Below are 21,211 nucleotides of genomic sequence, written 5' to 3' on the forward strand. Positions count from 1 at the left end.
CCTGTCAACCCACCACCGGCCTGTCGTGCCGTTCACCACGGCGTGTCGCGTCGGCGTGTCTCAATCCGCCCCGAAGTGCCGGCGCAGCAACGCCCCCGCCGCCACCGGATGATCCCCCGCCAGCAGCCCACCCGCGGCCAGCACATAGTCGACGTCCACCACCGGCCGGGCATCCCGCGGCACCGGCCACCCACCCGCGTGATCACCCAACACCGCCCCCAACACCGCCGCCGACACCACTGGCGCGACGTGACGTAGCACACCCCCCGACCCCACCAGCAGCCGCACGTCCCGCAGATCCCGCCCCCCACGCTCCCCCGTCGCCCCACCCCGCGCGTGCCGGCGCACCGCCACCGTCGCCGCCAACGCCGCGAACCGCGCATCCACCTCCCGCTCCGCGTCACCCGCCGGCAGGAACCCCGGATCCGCCGCCCGCGCCTGCGCCGCCGCCGCCAACCCGGCCTCCTCTCCGCCGCCGACCAGCCGCTCCTCCACCGCCGCCCGCACCACCCCCGGGGCGCTCCACCGCATCCCCAGATCCCCCTCCACCGTCCGGGCCCGCCACAGCGTCCCCGCCACCTCCCGACCCGGACCGTCAGCCCGCTCGTCCGGCGTCAACACCGAATACACGTCCGTGGTCGCCCCACCCACGTCCACCACCACCAGATCGCCACCGACCGCGTCGGCGAGAACCTCCACCCCCGTCAGCACCGCGTCCGGGGTGGCCGCCCGCACCAACCGGGAAAACCGCGGCCCCCGCGACAACCGCTTCCCACCGATGACGTGCCGCAGGAACACCTCCCGGATCGCCGCCCGCGCCGACGCCGGCGCCAGCACCCCGATCCGCGGCAACACATTGTCCGCCACCGTCACCGGCACCCCCGCCGCCACCAGCAGCGCACCCAACCCGTCACGCACCTCGACGTTGCCGGCCAACACCACCGGCACCCGCCACCGCGCCCGCGCCAGCCGGGTCGCGTTGTGCGTCAACACCTCCTCGTCACCCCCGTCGGTGCCCCCGACCAGCAACACCACGTCCGGGCGGGCCCCCCGCAACGCCGTCAACCCCGCCGCACCCAACCGGCCCACGGCCACGTGCACCACGTTCGCCCCCGCCGACAACCCCACCCGCCGACCCGCCTGCGCCGTCACCAGCGGCTCGTAGCCGACCACCGCCAGCCGCAACCCCCCACCGGCCGACGAACACACGTACCACGGCGCGTCACCCACCGCGACGCCCACCGACGCCGACGCCACCGCCGCGTCCAAGCCACGCAGCACATCACTGCCCACCGTCGTCGGCGCCGACCCCGCCGACACCAACCGACCGGAGTCCAGGTCCACCACCGCGGCCTTCGTGTACGTCGACCCGACGTCGGCGCAGACCGCGACCCTCACGCCGACGCCGGCACGACCACCGTGCCAGTCGCCGTGACCGCCACCACCGCCGGATCCAGAACCTCCGCCGCCGACTCCGACCGGTCGGGACGACCCCGACACACCACCCGCGCCTCGAAGTCGATCGTGCGGCTACGCGTCCCCACCCGGGTCACCGTCGCCGTCACCTCCAACACGTCCCCCGCCCGCATCGGCGCCCGGAACTGCACATCCGAATACGACGCGAACAACCCCTCATCACCATCAGTACGGATACACACCTCCGTCGCCACATCACCGAACAACCCCAACGCGTACGCCCCGTCCACCAGGCTCCCCGCGTAATGCGCATGCGAATACGGCACATACCGCCGATGCGTCACCGTCAGACCGACCCGGGAATCACTCATGCCTTCGCCTTCTTACTCGTCACCAACGCGTGCACCAGATAGGAAGCCACCTCACCCGGAGTGGTACCCCGCCCGAAGATCCGATCAACGCCCAACTCGCCCGTCATCGACTCGTCGAACCGCGGCCCACCCACGATCAACAGCGGACGCCGGCCCGCCGGCATCGCCTCCCGGAACGCCGCCGACATCTCCCGCGTGTTGTGCAGATGCGCGTCCCGCTGCGTCACCACCTGCGACACCAACACCGCGTCGGCCCGCTCCGCCCGCGCCGCCTCGACCAACTCCGGCACACTCACCTGAGCCCCCAGGTTCGACACCTTCAGCTCCCGGTAGTACTCCAGCCCCTTCTCCCCGGCAATACCCTTCACGTTCAGGATCGCGTCGATGCCCACCGTGTGCGCGTCCGTGCCGATACACGCCCCCACCACCGACAACTTCCGCCGCAACCGCTGCTTCACCACCGCGTTGACCTCCTTGGCCGACAGCAGCGGAAAGTCCCGCTCCACCACCCGCACCGCCGCCAGGTCCACCAGGTGGTTCACCCGCCCGTACACCACGAAGAACGTGAACCCGTCACTCATCGGCTTCGCGTGCACCAGCATCGCCGGGTCGATGCCCATCCTGTTCGCCAACTGCACCGCCGCGCCCTCGGCCCGCTTGTCATGCGGCACCGGCAACGTGAACGACACCTGCACCATCCCGTCGCCGGTGGTGTCCCCGTACGGCCGGACGACCTGCTTCTCCGTCATGCCGACTGCTCCAGGATCTCCGTCGCCGGGTTGTAGTAGTCACCCTCGTGCGCCGCCACCCCCGCCAGACCCTTACCCCGGTCCGCCGGCCGCTTCATGATCCCGAACGTGCCCTCGGCGATCGCCGTCAACAACGACTGCTCACCGATACGCTCCAGCAGATCCAACGCCTCGCCCAACACCCGATTCGCCCGCTGCTGAATGAACCCACCCGGCGCCGGCACAAAATCCTCGTGCAACCCACCCGCCGCACCCAGCACATACCGCACGTTCTGCAACGCGATGTCCCGATCCGACAGCCACGGCGTCACCACCGCCTCCGTCATCATCCCCACCAGCAGGATCCCCTGCCCCGTCATCGCCCCCACCAGGTTGAAGAACCCGTCGAGCAGATTCCCCCGGAACACATCCCCCGTCATGTGCTTCGTCGGCGGCATCCACTTCAACGGCGCATCCGGGAACAACTCCCGCGCCAACAACGCGTGCGCCAACTCCAACCGGAACGACTCCGGCACATCCGGGTTGATCTCGAACGCGTGCCCCAACCCCAACTGCCAGTCCGCCAACCCCGCCTCATGCGCGAAATACTCGTTCAACAACTGCGACACCGTCACCGTGTGCGCCTCATCCACCGCATCCGCCGTGGTCAGATAGTTGTCCTCACCGGTGTTGATGATGATCCCCGCCCGCGCGTGCACCTGCCGCGAGAACCGCTGGTCCACGAACGTCCGCACCGGGTTGATGTCGCGGAACAAAATCCCGTACATCGAATCGTTGAGCATCATGTCCAGACGCTCCAACCCGGCCAGGGTCGCCATCTCCGGCATACACAACCCCGACGCGTAGTTCGTCAACCGCACATACCGACCCAACTCCCGCGACGACTCGTCCAGAGCCGCCCGCATCAACCGGAAGTTCTCCTGCGTCGCATACGTCCCCGCGAACCCCTCCCGCGTCGCCCCCTCCGGCACATAGTCCAACAACGACTGCCCCGTCGACCGGATCACCGCGATCACATCCGCACCCGCCCGCGCCGCCGCCTGCGCCTGCGGAATGTCCTCGTAAATGTCACCCGTCGCCACGATCAGATAGATCCACGGCCGCCGCACCGGATCCCCGTACCGCTTCACCAACCGATCCCGCTCCGCCCGCCGCCGGTCGATCTGCCGCACCCCCGCAGCCACCGCCCTCCGCGCCGCCCGCCGCGCCGCCGTGGCCGACCTCCCCGCCGGCAGGGCGAACCGCACCGACCCCGCCGCCGCCTTCTGCGCCAACAACGTCACATCGGTGCTCTGCTCCCGCACCAGGGCGTCGAACACCGGCAACGCCACCCCATGACCCAACCCCACATCAGCGACAACCGCATCCACCAGACGATTCACCCACGGAATACCATCCGGATCCGCACCCGTCACCCCCGCCAACCGCAGCACCGCCCGCTCCACCGACACCGTCGTATGGCTACGCGCCAGATCCACCACCGGCCGCCCCGCACGACGCGCCAACTCCCGCGCCCGCGCCACCAGCACCGGATCCAGGCCAAGCTTCCCCGTCACACCGCCCCCCAATACGCTCGACGACGACGCGACACGCGCCTGCACCACATCGATGGTTCGCTCGCTACGCTCGCTCACGCAGACCCTTCCTCATAGATCACCTCGCCACGCAGCACCGTGCGCCGACACACCGGCAACGGCGTCACATCCTCCGCCCCCCGCGCCTCCGGATCCGACGCCTGCAACACCGGCAGACCCCGATCCACCCCCGCCGGCGTCGCCCACACCGCGAACGTCGCCGCCGCCCCCAACGCCAACACACCCTCACCATCACGGTGCACCGCCCGCCACCCACCCCGGGTGTGCGCCGCGAACGCCGCCCGCACACTCATCCGCTGCACCGGGTTGTGATGCGCCACCGCCGCCCGCACCGACCCCCACGGATCCAGCGGCGTCACCGGCGAATCCGACCCGAACGCCAACGCCACCCCGACCGAATGCATCGCACCCACCGGATTCGACTCCAACGACCGACCCAACCCCAACCGCGACTCATACATCCGACCCGCCCCACCCCACAACCGGTCGAACGCCGGCTGCACACTCGCCACAACCCCGAACTCCACAAACCCCGCGATCAACCGCCTACTCATGATCTCCGCATGCTCCACCCGGTGCCGCGCCGCCCGCACCCGATCCACACCCAACCTCTCCGCCGCCCCCGCGAACCCCTCCAACACCGTCGAGATCGCCGCATCCCCGATCGCGTGGAACCCGCCCTGCATGCCGTGCGCCGCACAGTCCAACAAATGATCACGCACCTGCACCGCGCTCACATACCCGTGCCCACACGCCCCCGGCTCACCATCCAGGTACGCCCCCGACACGTGCGCCGTCCGCGACCCCAACGCCCCGTCCGCGAACAGATCCCCACCCGCGCCCACCGCGCCCAACTCCCGCGCCCGCGCCGCACCACCCAGCTCACCCCAGTACCCGTACACCTCCGGCAACCCCGCACCCGACAACGCCAACAACCCCGTGAAGTCCTCCTCGCCGGAAATCTCCGGCCCACCACACTCGTGCACCGCCGCGATCCCCAACGACGCCGCATGCGCCAACGCCACCCGCTGCGCCGCGACCCGCTGCTCCCGACTCACCGACGCCAGCGCCGCCCCACGCACCACATGGTGCGCGTCCCGCCGCAACCACCCCGACGCGTCGAACCCCGCCGCCCCGGCCGCCTCCGGACACGCCACCAACATCGCCTCCGACACCAACGCCGAATGGATCGACGCCTGCGACAGATACACCCGCCGCCCCCCAGCCGCCCGCCCCAACCCGGCAGCACCCGGCAGCCTCTTCTCCACCCAACCCGACTCGTCCCAGCCGTGCCCCAGCACCACCGCGTCCGCCGGCAGACCCGCCGCGAACCCGGCCACGGCGTCCAACAACCCCGCCGCCGACCGCACCCCCGACAGGTCCAGCCCCGACAACGCCAACCCCGTGTCCGTGGCGTGCACGTGCGCGTCCACGAACGCCGGCGTCACCAACGCCCCACCCAGATCCACCACCCGGTCCGCCGCCGGCGCATCCGCGTCGACCCCCAACCAGGCGATCCGCCCGTCCCGCACCAGCAACGCCGTGGCACCCGGATCCGCCGGACAATGCAGCACGCCACCGCGGTACAACGTCACCGGGCGCGTCGTCGAGGGGTTCGTCATGGCTCTCAGTCTGCCGCCAACCGCGCCTCGAAGAGACCACGCACCCCCGGCTCGGACCGCAACAACCCCAACGCCAGCTCCGCGTGCCCCGGCACGTACCCGTTGCCCACCAGCATCGTCACGTCCGCGGCCAACCCCTCCGCGCCCAACGCGGCGGCAGCGAAACTCGTCGCCATCGAGAAGAAGATCACCGTCCCGCCGTCCGCCGTGGCCAACACCGCACCGTGCTCACAACCCGGCACGTCCACGCACACCACCGTCACGTCCGCCGGCACCCCCAGCGCCGTCGTCACCGCCGTCGACAACGCCACCGGATCCCGCGCGTCGGCCAACGCCACCTCCGTGGCCAGACCCGCCGCCACCAGGGCGTCCCGCTCCGCCGCCACCGGCACCACCCCGACCGTACGACCCGCGCCCGCCCGACGCGCCGCCGCCAACGACAGCGACCCGCTCTTGCCCGCCCCACCGATCACCGCCACGCTCACCGGCGTCGGATCGCCCTCCCGCTCCCGCCGCCGCACACGCTCGTGGACCACCCGCGCGGTCAGCGCCGGCGCCCCACACACGTCCAGCACGGCGAGGGACAACTCCGGGTGCAGATCCGCCGGCAGCACCGCCGCGATCGACCGGGCGAACAGGATCGCGTACCCGTCACACGGCACCTGCTCGCTGCGGCCGTCCCAGCGCGCCAGCCCGTCGGTGATCGTCAACGGGGTCAGCGTCAGCGACACCAGCGTCGCCACCCGGTCGCCCGCCCTCAGCCCCAGCGGGGAACGCCGCCCCGCCTCGTCGACGGTGCCGATCAGCATCCCACCCGACCCGGTCACCGGGTTCTGCATCTTGCCCCGGGTAGAGACGATCTCCAGAACCTCGGCGCGGACCTTCTCCCCGTCCCCGCCGTGCTTCTCCCACAACTGCCGGAAACTCGCCGCGTCCAGGTTCAGCCGCTCCACCCTGATACGCACCTCGTTCGGCGCGATCGTCGCACTGGCGTCCAGCCGCCATGCCGCCTGCGGCAGCACCCCCGCCGGTTCGACAACGCGGTGCAGACCCACCGGTGACGTCACGCCGACCTCCCCCTGTCCAACCGCCCGAAGCCCTGGCCAGGACTCGCGTCGCGGGAAAACTTACGGCAGACTAATTTCTTCACCGGATATTTTCCAGTAGCCTACGGCCTGCTGATCATCCGCACCACGCACCGAGGAGGGGCCGTGACCCAGACGCAACCGGTTGAGACCATCCCTCAACCCCGTCACGCCCCGGTCGCCGTACCGACCGCCGGGCAGCCGTACGAATACCGCCGCAGCCCCCTGGTCGAACCCGACTGGACCCGCTTCCCCGGCTGGCGCCACGTCACCCGCGAGCAGTGGGAGAACGCGCAGTGGCAGCGCGTCAACTGCGTCAAGAACATCAAGCAGCTCCGCACCGTCCTCGGCGACACCGTCGACGAGTCCTTCTACGCCGACCTGGAGGCCGACCAGAAGGCCCTGGCCACCATGTCCATGCTGGTGCCACCACAAATGATCAACACCATGGTCCCGTTCGCGCCGATGACCACCGAGGCGCTCCTCGCCGACCCGATCCGGCGCTACATGCTCCCCGTGGCCTCCGACCGGCGCACCGACTGGCCCTCCCACCCCTACGCCAGCCGCGACTCCCTACACGAACACGACATGTGGGTAGCCGAGGGCCTCACCCACCGCTACCCGACCAAAGTCCTCGCCGAACTGCTCTCCACCTGCCCCCAGTACTGCGGGCACTGCACCCGGATGGACCTCGTCGGCAACTCCACCCCCGCCGTCGACAAACTCAAGCTCACCCTCAAGCCCGTCGACCGGTACGACGCCCACATCGCCTACCTCAAGGCCCACACCGGCGTCCGTGACGTCGTCGTCTCCGGCGGCGACGTGGCCAACGTGCCGTGGCGCAACCTCGAGTCGTACCTGATGCGGCTGCTGGAACTGGACACCGTCCGCGACATCCGGCTCGCCACCAAGGCCCTCATGGGCCTGCCCCAGCACTGGCTCCAGCCCGACGTCGTCGAGGGCCTGGAACGGGTCGCCCGCACCGCCGCCCGCCGCGGCGTCAACCTGGCCATCCACACCCACGTCAACCACGCCCAGTCGATCACCCCGCTGGTCGCCCGGGCCGCCCAGACCGCCCTCGACGTCGGCGTACGGGACGTACGCAACCAGGGCGTGCTCATGCGCGGCGTCAACGCCACCACCCCCGAACTGCTCGACCTCTGCTTCGCGCTCCAGGGTGAGGCCGGCATCCTGCCGTACTACTTCTACATGTGCGACATGATCCCCAACGCCGAGCACTGGCGGGTCCCCGTCTGGCACGCCCAGCAGCTCCAGCACGACATCATGGGCTACCTGCCCGGCTACGCCACCCCACGGATCGTCTGCGACGTCCCGTTCGTCGGCAAGCGCTGGGTGCACATGCTCACCGAGTACGACCGCGAGCGCGGCATCTCGTACTGGACGAAGAACTACCGCACCTCCATCGAGTCGGCCGACCTGGAGGCGCTCAACAAGCGCTACGCCTACTACGACCCGATCGACACGCTCCCCGCCTCTGGCCAGCAGTGGTGGCGCGAGCACCACGACGACTGACCTTTCCGCAGCCTCTGTGGGCCCCGGCTGACGCCGGGGCCCACTTCTTTGTTGGGTGTCGCTGGCGACACCTCCCCTAAGGCGTCCTAGGACACTAGGTGTAGATGCCTGCCCGGGGCCTACCGCGGCGGCGTGCGAACGAGCATCGTCAGCCGACTGGCGATGACCGCGATGCCGGCGGCTGACGTCGCCGCGAGCAGTAGCGTGAAGGTGGGATAGAGGTAGGCCGTCTGAAGCCAGGAGATGTCACGGCCGCGATAGAGGAAGCTCACCACACGGTGGAGCTCGACAAGAAGGGCCAACGGCAGCAGGTAGGGCAGGAGCCGGGCGGCGATTCCCCAGTCGGGGCGGCGGTTGACAGCCCAGCCACGGGCCCGGCGGATCCCCCGCGCGCCCAGCAGCGCCACCGCGAGCACGAGAACCAGAATAGTGACGTCGATCCAGACCAGGGACGTGTTGGGGCGCGACGGGACACGCCCTTCGATGAGGTCGACGAGGCGCGCGCCGATGGCCTGGGCGTCGCGGTGCAGAGTTCCGGTGTTGGCCATCACCGCGATGCCGTACCCACCGGCGGGCAGGATGGCCTGGTACGCGGTGAACGTCATCATGTCGCCGTCGTGTTCGATCAGCGGCGCCCCGGACCCGGTGGCGGCGCTCTGCCAGCCGAGACCGTAACCATCGACGGACGGGCGCTGCATGTCGGCCACAGCGGCAGCCGAGACGACCGACCTGCCGTCGGGTCCGCGTCCATGGTCGTTCTGCGAGACCAGCCAGGCGGCCATGTCGTGGGCGGTGCTCAACACGGCGCCGGAGCCGGCACCGAACGCGGGAGGTTCCGGCACGGCGACGGGCCTGCCGGCGATCATCAGGTGACCGCGACTGCTGGATGGCACCTCGTCGGCGGTGTTGACGGTCCGGCTGTCCACCATGCCGAGGGGGCCGAACACCTGCTGGCGCAGACAGACGTCGAACGGCTGCCCGCTGACGACCTCGACCAGACGCGCCGCGACCTGGTAGTTGGGGTTGTGGTACTCGAACCGGGTGCCCGGGTCGGCGGCCAGGCGGGCGGTACGCATCGACGCGACCGCTTCCCGCAGGTTGCGCACCGGAGGGCCGCTGAAGGGCTTGTACGTCCGGTCCGACAGCCCGGAGGTGTGGTTGAGCAGCTGCCGCACGGTGACCTGCGCGACGCGCTCGTCCGCCAGGGTGAATTCCGGCAGGTAACCGCGCACGGGAGCGTCTAACTGGACGCGGCCGGCGTCGACCAGCTGCAGAACGGTCAGCGCCGTCATGGACTTGCTGACCGAGGCGACAGCCATGACGGTACGGTTCGTGACGGCTTCGCCCGCCGCGGTGCGTCCGTAGCCCGCCGTATGGATCACGGTGCGGCCCCGGGTGACGGCGACCGCGACGCCCGGCACGCCCGTGGCCTCGCGGTACGACTGGACCGCCGCGTCAATCGTGGCCGGGGCGATCTCCCCGGCTGGGGCGGTGGGTGCGGCAGTGGCGGCGAGGATCATGGCGGTCAGCGTTCGGATCAGCACCACGCCAGCCTGCGGGGCGACGTCCCCCGACGCATCGGACGGTGGTCCGATGCGCGGCGGGGCGGCCGTCACTACGGTGACATCGTGCTGATTCCCCGCCGAGCCCTCCTCATGGCCGACGTGCTGCTCGCGGTCACCGTCACGGCCGCCGCCCTGCTGCGGACACCGGGCTCCGGCGCAGCCGTGTGGGCGCTGTCCGCGCTCGTCGGCCTGCCGCTCGCGGCGCGCCGCCGGTCGCCGGTGCCCGTCCTGGCGCTCGTCGGCACGGCTGCGGCCGCCGCGGTGCTCGCCGGGGTGGGAGCGGACGTGGCGATGTGGGCCGTCGCGTTCGCGCTCTACCCGGTGGCACTCATCTCGACCCAGACCGCGGCGTGGGCTCTGCCGACCGCCCTGGCGGCGGTGCTGCTTCCCGGGCTCACCGACGCCGCCACGAGCCGGCTTCCCCTCATTCCCGCCACGGAGCAGCAGGCGGAGTCGTTCAGCACCACGCCCTGGCTGGCGACCGCGATGAGCATCGCCGTCATCGCGGGCTCGTGGTCGCTGGCCTGGGCCGTACGGCGCAGCCGCCGGCACGCCGCCGAACTGGCTCAGCTGCGCACCGCTCGGGCGATCACCGAGGAACGGCTGCGCATCGCCCGGGACGTCCACGATGTCGTCGGACACAATCTCAGCCTGATCGCCATGAACGCCGCCGTCGCACAACACCTGGGCACCGAGCAGAACGCCGCCCTGCGCACCATCGAGCAGGTGAGCCGCAGCGCCCTGGCCGACGTCCGGACCGTACTGGGCGGACTGCGCGACGAGCCCTCCCCCGATGACATCCGGGACAGCTCACCCGGCCTGGCTGGTGTCGGTGGGCTGATCGAGGCCACCCGGGCGGCCGGTGTGGACGTCACCGTGGACGGGTCACACCTGTCGGTCGCGCCGGCTGCCGTGCAGACCTCCGCCTACCGCATCCTGCAAGAGGCCCTCACCAACGTGCGTCGGCACGCCAACGCCCGCCATTGCCACGTCACCGTCACAGCAACGCCCCACGCCCTCACAGTCCGCGTGGTCGACGACGGCACCGCCACCCGCCGTGACACTGCCGTCGGACACGGGCTGGCAGGGATGCGGGAACGTGCCGCCCTGCACGGCGGCACGTTGACAACCGGCCCGCAGCCGACCGGCGGATTCGCCGTGCGAGCGACCCTGCCGTTCCCGACATGAGCAGCGGCGCCATCCGCGTACTGCTGGCAGACGACGAACCCATGTTCCGAGCCACCGTACGCCGCCTGCTCGACGCCAGCCCCGGCATCACCGTCGCCGCCGAAGCCGGCACCGGACGCGAAGCCCTCGCGCTCGCCGCCGAACATCGCCCCCACATTGCCCTCATGGACGTCCGCATGCCGGACATCGACGGAATCACCGCGACCGCACAGCTCACCGCCGGCCCTCACCCGCCCCGGGTGCTCGTCCTGACCACCTTCGACCTCGACGACCATGTCTACCGGGCACTGCACGCCGGCGCCAGCGGCTTCCTCCTCAAGGACACCACCCCACCCCGGCTGCTCGACGCGATCCACACTGTGGCCGCCGGAGAGGCACTGCTCGCCCCCACCGTCACCCGCCGCCTCATCACCGCCTTCACCAACCGGCCGACCGCCATCCGATCTCTCGACGGCGTGACACCCCGCGAGCGCGAGGTCCTGACGCTCATCACCGGCGGCCTGTCCAACCCCGAGATTCAGGCTGCCCTGCACATCAGCCGCGCCACCCTCAAGACACATATCGGACGGCTGCTGACCAAACTGGGGGCCCGGGACCGCGCCCAACTCGTCATCGCCGGCTACCAAGCACGTCTGCCCGAGGAGTCGTCGCCCGCCACGAACAACGTCTTCTTCACGTAGCCTCCGTTTTCCGACGGTCGCCCCGTGGGGTTCAGCGACCCGCCGCAAGCCTGCAAAGTCCTGCGAGGCGATGTTCCTCAAGGGCCACGTCGGCGCTGAAGCGGCCAGACCCGGGCGAACGGCACAGCACAGGGCGGGCCCGGAGAGGCTTTCCTCCGGGCCCGCCCTGTGCTGTGCCGTCAGGTCACTTCGTGAACGCGTCCCGCACGTCCCGGCCGGCGTCCTTGACATGTTCGCCAGCCTGCCGGGCCCGCGCGTCGCTCCGTTCGGTGGCGCCCTCGGCCCGCATCCGCTCGTTGTCGGTGGCGTCGCCGATCCGCTCCTTGGCGGCGCCGGCCAGTTCCTGGGCCTTGTTCTTCGCCTTGTCGGTGAAGCTCATCTCGGACTCCTTCTGCTCCGGCGGTTTTGCGTGGCCGTTCCGGCCTCCACCATCAGGCATGCCCGATCGGTTCGAGGCGAAAACCTCCCGTGGTGCGCACAGCCCGCAGGGCATCCTAGGAGGCTAGGTGAAAGGGGTACCGCTGCCGGGCCTGGTTGACTGGGTGGATGGGAGAGATCATGCTCGTCCGGCACGGCGAGACCGAGTGGAGCGCCAACCGCCGGCACACCTCGTACACCGACCTGGACCTCACCCCCGACGGCGAGCGGCAGGCCCGCACGCTGGGTGCCTTCCTCGACGGCCGGCGGTTCGCCCGGGTGCTGTCCAGCCCGCGCACGCGGGCGCTGCGCACCGCGCGGCTGGCCGGGCTGACCGTCGACGACACCGACCCCGAGCTGGCCGAATGGAACTACGGCGAGTACGAGGGCCGGACCACCGCCGACATCCAGGCCGACCGGCCGGGCTGGGACATCTGGACCGACGGCTGCCCGGGCGGGGAGTCCCCCACCGAGGTCGGCGAGCGGCTGGACCGGGTGCTCGGCCGCGTCGCCGCCCTGCTCGACTCCGGCGACGTCGCCCTGGTCGGCCACGCGCACAGCCTGCGGGTGCTCGGCGCCCGGTGGATCGGGTTGCCGCCGGCCGCCGGCGGGCGGCTACGGCTGGACACGGCCACGGTCAGCGTGCTCGGCCACGAGCACGGACGGCGGGTCATCCAGCGGTGGAACCAGTCGACTCCCCCGCCGCCCGGGGCCGACGCGTCGGCGGGTCGCCACTGATCTTCGGCGGCCGGTTCTCGTACGGGGTGGACAGGACGACCGTGGTGCGGGTGGTGACGTTCGCGGCCGTGCGGATCTCCTGGAGCACCCGTTCCAGGTCCGCCGGGCTGGCCACCCGTACCAGCAGCAGGTAGAAGTCCTCCCCCGCCACCGAGTAGCAGGACTCGATCTCCGGCAGGTGGGCCAGCCGCTCCGGGGCGTCGTCCGGCTGCGACGGGTCGAACGGCCGGATCGCCACGAAGGCCGTCAGCGGCAGGTCCAGCGCCTCGAAGGACACCCGGGCGGCGTACCCCTTGATCACCCCGCGCTGCTCCAGCCGGCGGACCCGCTGGTGCACCGCGGACACCGACAGCCCGACCTTCTCCGCCAGAACCGTGTACGACAGCCGCCCGTCAGCGGTCAGCGCCGCGACGATGGCCCGGTCGATGTCCTCCACGGCGTGCAACCTACCCGTAATCGCGCTCACCCGCGACGGGAGGCCGGCACGCTCAGCGCGCCGCCCGGTCGCGCACCGCATCCGCCGCGTAGTGCAGCACCTCGGCCATGTCCTCCTCGTCCAGGAACGGCAGGTCGGTGAGGATGTCCGTGGCACTCATCCCGTCGGCCATCATGGCCAGGACCGTCGCGACCGGCACCCGGGACTGGCGCACGCAGGGCGCGCCGCCCATGACGTCGGGGTCGACGGTGATCCGCTCGAAGACCATCGGGCCAGGCTAGCCCCTGGCCAGGTCGCGGGAGATGACCAGCCGCTGGATCTGGTTGGTGCCCTCCACGATCTGGAGGACCTTGGCCTCCCGCAGGTACCGCTCGACCGGGTGGTCGACCACGTAACCGGCGCCGCCGAGCACCTGCACCGCGTCGGTGGTCACCCGCATCGCCATGTCGCTGGCGAACAGCTTCGCCTTCGCCGCCTCGATCGAGTACGGCCGGCCGGCGTCGCGCAGCCGGGCCGCGTGCAGCGTGAGGGCGCGGGCGGCGGAGATCTGGGTGGCCGCGTCGGCCAGCATGAACCCGAGGCCCTGGAAGTCGACGATCGCCCGGCCGAACTGCTGCCGCTCGCGGGCGTAGCCGACCGCGTAGTCCAGGGCCGCCTGGGCCAGGCCCACGGCGCACGCGGCGATGCCGAGCCGGCCGGAGTCCAGGGCGGACATGGCGATGGTGAAGCCGGCCCCCTCCCCGCCGATCAGCCGGTCGGCGGGGACGCGGGCATCGTCGAAGGCGATCTGGGCCACCGGGGACGAGTGCAGGCCCATGGTCCGCTCGGGGGCCTGGGGGATGATGCCGGGGGTGCCGCGGTCGGCGAGCAGGCAGGAGATGCCCTTCGGGCCGGGCCCGCCGGTGCGGCAGAAGATGTTGTAGAAGTCCGCGACCCGGGCGTGGGTGATCCACGCCTTGGTGCCGGTCACCACGTACGCGTCGCCGTCGCGGGTGGCGCGGGTGGTCAACGCCGCCGCGTCCGAGCCGCCCTGGGGCTCCGACAGGCAGTACGCGCCGAGCAGTTCGCCGCCGAGCATGTCGGGCAGCAGCTTGCGCTGGGCGTCGGTGCCGAACTGGGCGACCGGGTGGCAGGACAGGGTGTGCACGCTGACCGCCTCGGCGGCGGCGAGCCACCGGCTGGCGAGGATCTCCAGCACCTGGAGGTAGACCTCGTACGGCTGGGCGGCGCCGCCGTGCTCCTCGGGGTACGGCAGTCCGAGCAGGCCCGCGCGGCCGAGGGTGCGCAGCACCTCGCGGGGGAACTCGGCGCGCTGCTCGAATCCGGCGGCCCGGGGCGCGAGTTCCCGGTCGGCGAGTTCGGTGGCCAGGTCGAGCAGGTCGTGGGCCTCGTCGGTGGGCAGGATCCGGTCGACAGTCATAGCGCGATGAGCTCCGTGGGGGTGGTGTTGAGCCGGGCCACGCCGTCCGTCGTGCAGACGACGATGTCCTCGATGCGGGCGCCGTGCCGGCCCGCGAGGTAGATGCCCGGCTCGACGGAGAACGCCATGCCGGGTTCCAGCGGCCGGGGGTTGCCGGCGACCACGTACGGGTCCTCGTGGCCGTCCAGGCCGATGCCGTGGCCGGTGCGGTGCAGGAACGCCGGGCCGTACCCGGCGGTGGTGATCAGGTCGCGGGCGGCGGCGTCGACGGCCTCGGCGGTGACGCCGGGACGGACGGCGGCGACGGCCGCGACCTGGGCGGCGTGCAGCACCGCGTAGTAGTCGGTGAACTCGGCCGGGGGCGGGCCGCCGGCGACGTACGTGCGGGTGCAGTCGGAGCGGTAGCCCGACGGCATGGTGCCGCCGATGTCGACCACCACGGGCTCGCCGGCGCCGATCGGCCGGTCGGAGGTGCCGTGGTGCGGGCTGGCGCCGTTGGGGCCGGCGGCGACGATGACGAAGTCGACGGTGACGTGGCCGGCGGCGCGGATCGCGGCGGCGATGTCGGTGGCGACCTCGGCCTCGGTGCGGCCGGGGCGCAGCCACCGGTCCATCCGCAGGTGCACGGCGTCGATGGCGGCGCCGGCCTCGGCCAGGGCGGCGACCTCCGCCGGGGACTTGCGGACGCGCAGCTCGCGCAGCACCTCACCGGCGAGGCGCTGCGCGGTGCCGGGCAGCAGGGCCCGCAGGGCGAGGACCTGCTCGGCCCACATCCGGTCGGCCAGGCCGACGGCCGCGACCGGCCCGTCGAGGGCGGCGGCCACCAGGGGGTACGGGTCGGCGCCGTCGGGATGGTCGACGATCCGCACGCCGGTGGCCGGGGCGGGGGACGCCTCGGCGGCGGGACGTTCCAGGGCGGGCACGATCAGCGTCGGCTCGCCCCGGGCGGGCAGCACCAGGCAGGTCAGCCGCTCCCCGGCGTGGGCGTCGTAGCCGGTGAGGTAGCGCAGGTCAGAGCCGGGGGTGAGCAGCAGCGCGTCGAGGCCGGCGGCGGTGGTCGCGCGCCGCGCGGCGGCCAGCCGGTCGGCCGGGTACAACTCGTCGGTTCTCACCCGGCCAGCTTAACGGTCGTTTGGTCGCTACCGGGAGCCGGTGCGGTGCCGAAGCAGCCCGGGCGGCGAATCGTCCGTCCTGAGCGGACAGACAGCGGGTACGAGGGCGCGGGTGCCAACCGGACGTGCCGGCCGGCCGCCAGGACCGTGTCTGTCTGCTTTAGGGGAGACAACTACTTGCCCAGCTAACCCCGCTAGGGGTATACCTATGACATAACCCGTTGCTAACCCCACTGGAGGTGGACGTGCCGAAGATCAATGTGTACCTGCCCGACGAGCTGGCCGACGCGGTCCGGGACAGCGGCGTGCCGGTGTCGGCGGTCTGCCAGCGCGCGCTGGAGCAGGCGGTCCGCCAGGTCACCGCCATCCGGCAGACCGCCCTGGGCGACCTGGGGGCCGACGACCTGGGCGAGCGGCTGCCCCGGTTCACCGCGCGCGCTCGCACCGTCGTGACGCTGGCGATCGACCGGGTCCGCGCCGCCGGCGCGACCTCGGTGGGCACCGGCGACCTGCTGGCCGGCATGCTCGCCGAGGGCGAGAACCTCGCGCTGCACGTGCTGCGGGCGATGGAGATCGACCCCGCGCACGTCCAGCGCGACCTGGACCGGCACCCGGCCGCCGAGCCGGGCCCGACGGGCGAGGGCTCGCTGCACCCCAGCACCCCCGCCGCCGGAGCGTTTGAACTGACCACGACCGAGGCGATCGCCCTGGGGCACAACTACGTGGGCTGCGAACACCTGCTCCTGGGCCTGGTCACCGAGCCCGACGGCACCGCCGGGCAGGTGCTGCGGGCGCTGGGTGCCGAGCCCCGGCTGGTGCGGCGGTCCGTGGTCGCCGCCCTGGCCGGCTACATGCACCTGCGCGCCCAAGCCCCCGGCGTCGCGGCGGCCGACCCGACGCAGGCGCTGGCGGCGGCGGTGCACCAGCAGCTCCAGCCGATCGTCGCGCGCCTGGAGAACCTGGAGCGGCGCCTCGACGCCGGCCCCGGGCAGCGGTGACCGCGGTCGTGCGGTCGCCGATCCGCCGGCCCGGCGTCGACGAACGCCGCTCGCGTCCCGCGGCGGGTCGGCGCCGGGCGCCCGGCACGCCGCCCGGGGTAGCGCTCGGGCTGGCTGCCCCGGCACCCCGCGAAGCCACCCGGGCCGGGCCACGGTGTCGATAGCCTGGTTCTGCGCCGACCGGGGTTCGGCGGAGGCTGACGCACGGAGGGCGGGCGACGCGGGTGGCTGCGAGCGAGCGCGAACGTGGGCAGCGGCGACGTCGGCTGCTCTGGGCCGGCATACTCGCCATCGCCGGGCTGGCGCTGCTGGCCGTCGGCCTGACGGTCGCCGACGGCGCGGTCGCCTGGCTGGAGGCGGCCGTCGCGATCGTCCTGCTGGTGGCGAGCTACGCGGTGCAGCGCCTGGCCCGCCGGGAGACCCTGTACCGGCACGACGAGCCGCGCTGACCGCCGCGCCGTACCCGAATCGTCGGACGGTTGTGCCAGGCTGTCCGGCGTGGCACACCGACCCCCGATCATGCTGATCGACGCCCCCAGCCTCTACTTCCGGGCCTACTTCGGCATCCCCGAGTCCGCGGCGAAGGCCGAGGACGGCACCCCGGTCAACGCGGTGCGCGGCTTCCTCGACATGCTCGCCACACTGATCCGCACCCGCCGCCCCGACCGGATGGTCTGCGCGATGGACCACGACTGGCGGCCGGACTGGCGGGTGGCGCTGCTGCCGTCGTACAAGGCGCACCGGCTGGCCCCGGAGGGCGGCGAGGTGGTGCCGGACACCCTCACCCCGCAGGTGCCGATGATCCTGGACGTGCTGGCGGCGGTCGGCATCACCGTCGTCGGCGCCGCCGGCTACGAGGCCGACGACGTGCTGGGCACCCTGTCGGTCACCCAGGAGGCGCCGGTGGAGGTGGTCTCCGGCGACCGGGACCTGTTCCAGCTCATCGACGACGTCCGCGGGGTGCGGCTGCTCTACGTCGGGCGTGGCGTGGCGAAGCTGGACGACTGCGACGACACCGCCGTGCGGTCCCGCTACGGGGTCCCGGCCGACCGGTACGCCGACTTCGCCGCCCTGCGCGGCGACCCGAGCGACGGGCTGCCCGGGGTGCCGGGCGTCGGGGAGAAGACCGCCGCCCGCCTGATCGACCGGTACGGCGACCTCGACGGCATCCTCGCCGCCCTCGACGACCCGGGCTCCGGGTTCGCCCCCGGCCTGCGCGCCAAGCTCGACGCCTCCCGCGACTATCTGGCCGTCGCGCCGAAGGTGGTGCGGGTGGCGCTGGACGTGCCGCTGCCGGAGCTGCCGACCGCGCTGCCGACCGCTCCGGAGGCGCCGGACCGGCTGCTGGAGCTGGCCGAGCGGTGGAACCTCGCCGGGTCCTGTCGCCGGCTCGTCGACGCCCTGGCCGCCCGGGGCTGACCCCACGGCCGGACGGCCGGGCCACGGGGCCCGCCGGCCGCACCGGTGACGATCAGGCGGTGGCGTGGTAGGCCAGGACACCCCGGTTCACCGCGGCGATGGCCTGTCGGGCGGTGGCCCGCAGCTCGGTGGACGCCCCGCCGGAGTCGGCGAGCTGGCCGAGCAGGTCGACCACCTGCCGGGCCCACCGGACGAAGTCCCCGGCGGGCATCTCGCCGTCGATCTCGTGGCCACTGGCCAGCACCTTCGCCAGCGCCTCGCCCCGCGCCCAGCGGTAGACCGGCCAGGCGAAGCCGAGGTCCGGCTCGCGGGTGACCGTGAGGCCCCGGGCGGCCTCGTCGGCCTCGATCTCCCCCCACAGCTTCAGCGTCTCCTCGACGGCCTCGGCGACCGGCCCACGGGGCAGCGACGCCCGCTCGTCGACGTCCCGGCGGGCCTCGAAGACCACCACCGAGACCGCGGCGGCCAGCTCCGACGGCGACAGGCCGTCCCAGACGCCCCGGCGCAGGCACTCGGCGACCAGCAGGTCGGCCTCGGTCCAGATCCGGCCGAGCATCCGACCGGCGTCGGTGACCGCGCCGTCGGCGGACAGATAGCCGCGCGCGGTGAGCAGCGCGACGATCCGGTCGAACGTGCGGGCCAGCGAGCCGGTGCGACCGGCCACCCGCTGGCGCAGCTCCTCGGTGTCGCGCTCCAGCCGGCGGCGGCGCTCGGCCCAGCGGGCGTGCTCCTCCCGGTCCGGGCAGTCGTGGCAGGGGTGCCGGCGCAGCTCGGAGCGGAGCTGGCTGATCGCGTGGTCCTCGGCGGCGCCCTGCCGGGACCGGCCGCCACGGCGACCGCCGTGCCGGTCCAGCCCGGTGCCGCTGACCTCGGCGGCGAGGTCCCGGCGGGCCCCCGGGGAACGGTGGTTGAAGTGCTTGGGAACCCGGATGCGGGCAAGCACCTCGGCCGGGGTGGTGAAGTCGCCGGGGCCGACCCGGCCGGCCCAGCGGTCCTGGGTGAGCACCAGCGGGCGGGGCTCGCCGAACCCGCCGGTGGCCGGGTCGAGCACCACCGCGAGGCCGGCGCGCCGGCCGGACGGCACCCGGATCACGTCGCCGACGCGCAGCCGCTCCAGCGACTCCACCGCCGCGGCCTTGCGCTGGTGCTGGCCCTGCCGGGCGACGGCGCGTTCCCGGTCGCCGATGGCCACCCGCAGGGCGAAGTACTCGTCGAAGTCGCCGTGGTGGCAGCCGGCCTCCACGCCGTACGCGTCGATGGTCTCGGTGTTGCGCTGCACCTGGCGGGCCAGGCCGACCACCGACCGGTCCGCCTGGAACTGGGCGAACGAGGACTCCAGCAGCACCCGGGCCGGCTCCGCGCCGACGCTGCCGACGAGGTTGACGGACATGTTGTAGGACGGGCGGAAGCTGGAGCGCAGCGGGTAGGTGCGGGTGGAGGCCAGGCCGGCGACGTGCCGGGGATCGGTCTCCGGGGACCAGACGACGACCGCGTGCCCCTCCACGTCGATGCCCCGGCGGCCGGCCCGGCCGGTGAGCTGGGTGTACTCCCCCGGGGTGAGGTCGACGTGCGCCTCGCCGTTGTACTTGACCAGGCGCTCCAGCACGACGCAGCGGGCCGGCATGTTGATGCCCAGGGCGAGCGTCTCGGTGGCGAAGACCGCCTTGACCAGGCCCCGGACGAACAGTTCCTCGACGATCTCCTTGAACACCGGAAGCATGCCGGCGTGGTGGGAGGCCAGCCCGCGCTCCAGACCGTCGAGCCACTCCCAGTAGCCCAGGACCGTCAGGTCCTCGCCGGGAATGGCGGTGACCCGGCTCTCGACGACCCGGCGGATCTCGGTGCGTTCCTCCGCTGAGGTCAGCCGCAGGCCGGCGGCGAGGCACTGCTGCACGGCGGCGGCGCAGCCGGCGCGGCTGAAGAGGAACAGGATCGCCGGGAGCAGCCCCTCCCGGTCGAGCCGGTCGACGATGTCGGGGCGTAGCGGGCCGCGCCAGCGGGGGCCGCGCCGCCCGGCGCCGGGGCCTGCGCTGCGCCCCTCGCCGAGCTCCAGCCGGCGCATCGTGTCGCGGGTGTAGCGCAGCAGCTCCGGGTGCACATCGTGCTTGCGGGCGGCGTCGGCGTCGTGGAACAGGTCGAACATCCGCTTGCCGACCAGCATGTGCTGCCACAGCGGCACCGGCCGGTGCTCGCTGACCACCACCGTCGTCTCGCCGCGCACGGTGACCAGCCAGTCGGCGAACTCCTCGGCGTTGGAGACGGTCGCGGACAGCGAGACCAGGGTGACCGAGGCGGGCAGGTGGATGATCACCTCCTCCCACACGCCGCCGCGGAACCGGTCGGCGAGGTAGTGCACCTCGTCCATGACCACGTAGGCCAGGCCATCGAGGGTGGCCGAGCCGGCGTAGAGCATGTTGCGCAGCACCTCGGTGGTCATCACCACCACCGGGGCGTCCCCGTTGATGGCGTTGTCGCCGGTGAGCAGCCCGACCTGCTCGACCCCGTAGCGGTCCACCAGGTCGTGGTACTTCTGGTTGGACAGCGCCTTGATCGGGGTGGTGTAGAAGCACTTGCGCCGGGTGGGCGCCGCGTCGGCGCCGTCGGCACCCGCCGGCTGGGCGGGGCCGCCGCGCAGGGCCAGGTGTACGGCGAACTCCCCGACCACCGTCTTGCCGGCGCCGGTGGGGGCGCAGACCAACACCCCGCTGCCCCGTTCCAAAGCCTGACATGCCTCCCGCTGGAAGTCGTCGAGATCGAACCCCAGGTCAGGGGCGAACTCGTCCAGCGCCGGAAACTGTGAGGCCTGCGCGGACCGGCGGCGGGCCGCGGCGTACCGCTCGGCGGGACTCGACATGTCGTCAAGATTA

The 21,211-nt window shown here is 72.5% G+C and carries 20 protein-coding genes; 7 read left to right on the forward strand and 13 right to left on the reverse strand.

Annotation, left to right across the window (positions count from 1 at the left end; genetic code table 11):
• Positions 1 to 60: 60 nt before the first annotated feature.
• The 6 genes from ACFYZF_RS23610 to ACFYZF_RS23635 form a co-directional block, all read right to left on the reverse strand.
• Positions 61 to 1,398, reverse strand: a complete 1,338-nt coding sequence (locus tag ACFYZF_RS23610; protein WP_387024125.1) for a glutamate mutase L — start codon at positions 1,396 to 1,398, stop codon at positions 61 to 63.
• Entirely contained in the window at positions 1,395 to 1,787 is a 393-nt protein-coding gene (locus ACFYZF_RS23615) for a hotdog domain-containing protein (protein ID WP_387024127.1), read from the reverse strand. The genes ACFYZF_RS23610 and ACFYZF_RS23615 overlap by 4 nt, the downstream gene beginning before the upstream one ends.
• Positions 1,784 to 2,536, reverse strand: coding sequence for an OAM dimerization domain-containing protein (locus ACFYZF_RS23620; RefSeq protein ID WP_387024129.1), 753 nt, complete (start codon positions 2,534 to 2,536; stop codon positions 1,784 to 1,786). The genes ACFYZF_RS23615 and ACFYZF_RS23620 overlap by 4 nt, the downstream gene beginning before the upstream one ends.
• Entirely contained in the window at positions 2,533 to 4,092 is a 1,560-nt protein-coding gene (locus tag ACFYZF_RS23625; protein WP_387024246.1) for a lysine 5,6-aminomutase subunit alpha, read from the reverse strand. The genes ACFYZF_RS23620 and ACFYZF_RS23625 overlap by 4 nt, the downstream gene beginning before the upstream one ends.
• A gap of 74 nt (positions 4,093 to 4,166) precedes the next feature.
• On the reverse strand, positions 4,167 to 5,753 hold the full coding sequence (locus ACFYZF_RS23630; protein WP_387024131.1) for an amidohydrolase: 1,587 nt from the start codon (positions 5,751 to 5,753) through the stop codon (positions 4,167 to 4,169).
• 5 nt (positions 5,754 to 5,758) lie between these two features.
• The gene (locus tag ACFYZF_RS23635; protein ID WP_387024248.1) at positions 5,759 to 6,808 is read right to left on the reverse strand and encodes a zinc-binding alcohol dehydrogenase; all 1,050 of its coding nucleotides are present in this window, start codon (positions 6,806 to 6,808) and stop codon (positions 5,759 to 5,761) included.
• A 156-nt stretch (positions 6,809 to 6,964) separates the two neighbouring features.
• Between ACFYZF_RS23635 and ACFYZF_RS23640 the strand changes: the two genes are divergently transcribed.
• Positions 6,965 to 8,371, forward strand: a complete 1,407-nt coding sequence (locus tag ACFYZF_RS23640; protein WP_387024133.1) for a KamA family radical SAM protein — start codon at positions 6,965 to 6,967, stop codon at positions 8,369 to 8,371.
• Between the two features lie 119 nt (positions 8,372 to 8,490).
• Here ACFYZF_RS23640 and ACFYZF_RS23645 read toward each other — a convergent pair whose 3' ends face one another.
• Positions 8,491 to 9,915: a serine hydrolase domain-containing protein gene (locus tag ACFYZF_RS23645; protein WP_387024135.1), complete on the reverse strand. Its 1,425-nt coding sequence runs from the start codon at positions 9,913 to 9,915 to the stop codon at positions 8,491 to 8,493.
• Positions 9,916 to 9,999: 84 nt separating this feature from the next.
• Between ACFYZF_RS23645 and ACFYZF_RS23650 the strand changes: the two genes are divergently transcribed.
• Together ACFYZF_RS23650 and ACFYZF_RS23655 are read left to right on the forward strand one after the other, a co-directional pair.
• On the forward strand, positions 10,000 to 11,124 hold the full coding sequence (locus ACFYZF_RS23650) for a sensor histidine kinase (protein WP_387024137.1): 1,125 nt from the start codon (positions 10,000 to 10,002) through the stop codon (positions 11,122 to 11,124).
• On the forward strand, positions 11,121 to 11,804 hold the full coding sequence (locus tag ACFYZF_RS23655; protein ID WP_387024139.1) for a response regulator: 684 nt from the start codon (positions 11,121 to 11,123) through the stop codon (positions 11,802 to 11,804). The genes ACFYZF_RS23650 and ACFYZF_RS23655 overlap by 4 nt, the downstream gene beginning before the upstream one ends.
• A gap of 184 nt (positions 11,805 to 11,988) precedes the next feature.
• Here the strand turns inward: ACFYZF_RS23655 and ACFYZF_RS23660 are convergent, their stop codons facing one another.
• A complete protein-coding gene (locus ACFYZF_RS23660) occupies positions 11,989 to 12,183 on the reverse strand; it encodes a CsbD family protein (RefSeq protein WP_387024141.1) in 195 nt (64 codons plus the stop codon).
• A gap of 167 nt (positions 12,184 to 12,350) precedes the next feature.
• On the opposite strand from ACFYZF_RS23660, the gene ACFYZF_RS23665 reads away from it, so the two are divergent.
• Positions 12,351 to 12,959, forward strand: coding sequence for a histidine phosphatase family protein (locus ACFYZF_RS23665; protein ID WP_387024143.1), 609 nt, complete (start codon positions 12,351 to 12,353; stop codon positions 12,957 to 12,959).
• Here ACFYZF_RS23665 and ACFYZF_RS23670 read toward each other — a convergent pair.
• Genes ACFYZF_RS23670 through ACFYZF_RS23685 form a run of 4 tightly spaced genes read right to left on the reverse strand, consistent with a single transcriptional unit; the run spans position 12,892 to position 15,927 of the window.
• On the reverse strand, positions 12,892 to 13,395 hold the full coding sequence (locus tag ACFYZF_RS23670; RefSeq protein ID WP_387024145.1) for an Lrp/AsnC family transcriptional regulator: 504 nt from the start codon (positions 13,393 to 13,395) through the stop codon (positions 12,892 to 12,894). The two genes, ACFYZF_RS23665 and ACFYZF_RS23670, sit on opposite strands and share 68 nt — an antisense overlap.
• A gap of 52 nt (positions 13,396 to 13,447) precedes the next feature.
• Positions 13,448 to 13,663 (reverse strand): DUF433 domain-containing protein, encoded by a 216-nt coding sequence (locus ACFYZF_RS23675; RefSeq protein ID WP_350889721.1) that lies wholly within the window; start codon positions 13,661 to 13,663, stop codon positions 13,448 to 13,450.
• Positions 13,664 to 13,672: 9 nt separating this feature from the next.
• A complete protein-coding gene (locus tag ACFYZF_RS23680) occupies positions 13,673 to 14,815 on the reverse strand; it encodes an acyl-CoA dehydrogenase family protein (RefSeq protein ID WP_387024148.1) in 1,143 nt (380 codons plus the stop codon).
• A complete protein-coding gene (locus ACFYZF_RS23685; protein WP_387024150.1) occupies positions 14,812 to 15,927 on the reverse strand; it encodes a M24 family metallopeptidase in 1,116 nt (371 codons plus the stop codon). The genes ACFYZF_RS23680 and ACFYZF_RS23685 overlap by 4 nt, the downstream gene beginning before the upstream one ends.
• Before the next feature lie 245 nt (positions 15,928 to 16,172).
• On the opposite strand from ACFYZF_RS23685, the gene ACFYZF_RS23690 reads away from it, so the two are divergent.
• From ACFYZF_RS23690 to ACFYZF_RS23700, 3 genes are all read left to right on the forward strand, one after another.
• Positions 16,173 to 16,925 carry a Clp protease N-terminal domain-containing protein gene (locus ACFYZF_RS23690; RefSeq protein WP_387024152.1) on the forward strand — a complete coding sequence of 251 codons (753 nt, stop codon included), beginning with the start codon at positions 16,173 to 16,175 and terminating at the stop codon, positions 16,923 to 16,925.
• A 224-nt stretch (positions 16,926 to 17,149) separates the two neighbouring features.
• Positions 17,150 to 17,374 (forward strand): hypothetical protein, encoded by a 225-nt coding sequence (locus tag ACFYZF_RS23695; RefSeq protein WP_387024154.1) that lies wholly within the window; start codon positions 17,150 to 17,152, stop codon positions 17,372 to 17,374.
• A gap of 70 nt (positions 17,375 to 17,444) precedes the next feature.
• Complete coding sequence (locus tag ACFYZF_RS23700; RefSeq protein ID WP_387024250.1) at positions 17,445 to 18,344, forward strand: 5'-3' exonuclease H3TH domain-containing protein; 900 nt, start codon at positions 17,445 to 17,447, stop codon at positions 18,342 to 18,344.
• 52 nt (positions 18,345 to 18,396) lie between these two features.
• Here ACFYZF_RS23700 and ACFYZF_RS23705 read toward each other — a convergent pair whose 3' ends face one another.
• On the reverse strand, positions 18,397 to 21,198 hold the full coding sequence (locus ACFYZF_RS23705) for a DEAD/DEAH box helicase (protein ID WP_387024156.1): 2,802 nt from the start codon (positions 21,196 to 21,198) through the stop codon (positions 18,397 to 18,399).
• Positions 21,199 to 21,211: the final 13 nt, after the last annotated feature.

Origin of the sequence: Micromonospora sp. NPDC001898 (assembly GCF_042891255.1) — a bacterium.
In the GTDB taxonomy this organism is placed as follows: domain Bacteria; phylum Actinomycetota; class Actinomycetes; order Mycobacteriales; family Micromonosporaceae; genus Micromonospora.

Excerpts from the sequence above, each read along its gene's own strand:
- ACFYZF_RS23615 (WP_387024127.1), bottom strand. The coding sequence starts at position 1,787 with ATGAGTGATTCCCGGGTCGGTCTGACGGTGACGCATCGGCGGTATGTG.
- ACFYZF_RS23620 (WP_387024129.1), bottom strand. The coding sequence starts at position 2,536 with ATGACGGAGAAGCAGGTCGTCCGGCCGTACGGGGACACCACCGGCGAC.
- ACFYZF_RS23630 (WP_387024131.1), bottom strand. The coding sequence starts at position 5,753 with ATGACGAACCCCTCGACGACGCGCCCGGTGACGTTGTACCGCGGTGGC.
- ACFYZF_RS23655 (WP_387024139.1), top strand. The coding sequence starts at position 11,121 with ATGAGCAGCGGCGCCATCCGCGTACTGCTGGCAGACGACGAACCCATG.
- ACFYZF_RS23660 (WP_387024141.1), bottom strand. The coding sequence starts at position 12,183 with ATGAGCTTCACCGACAAGGCGAAGAACAAGGCCCAGGAACTGGCCGGC.
- ACFYZF_RS23665 (WP_387024143.1), top strand. The coding sequence starts at position 12,351 with ATGGGAGAGATCATGCTCGTCCGGCACGGCGAGACCGAGTGGAGCGCC.
- ACFYZF_RS23675 (WP_350889721.1), bottom strand. The coding sequence starts at position 13,663 with ATGGTCTTCGAGCGGATCACCGTCGACCCCGACGTCATGGGCGGCGCG.
- ACFYZF_RS23680 (WP_387024148.1), bottom strand. The coding sequence starts at position 14,815 with ATGACTGTCGACCGGATCCTGCCCACCGACGAGGCCCACGACCTGCTC.
- ACFYZF_RS23700 (WP_387024250.1), top strand. The coding sequence starts at position 17,445 with ATGCTGATCGACGCCCCCAGCCTCTACTTCCGGGCCTACTTCGGCATC.
- ACFYZF_RS23705 (WP_387024156.1), bottom strand. The coding sequence starts at position 21,198 with ATGTCGAGTCCCGCCGAGCGGTACGCCGCGGCCCGCCGCCGGTCCGCG.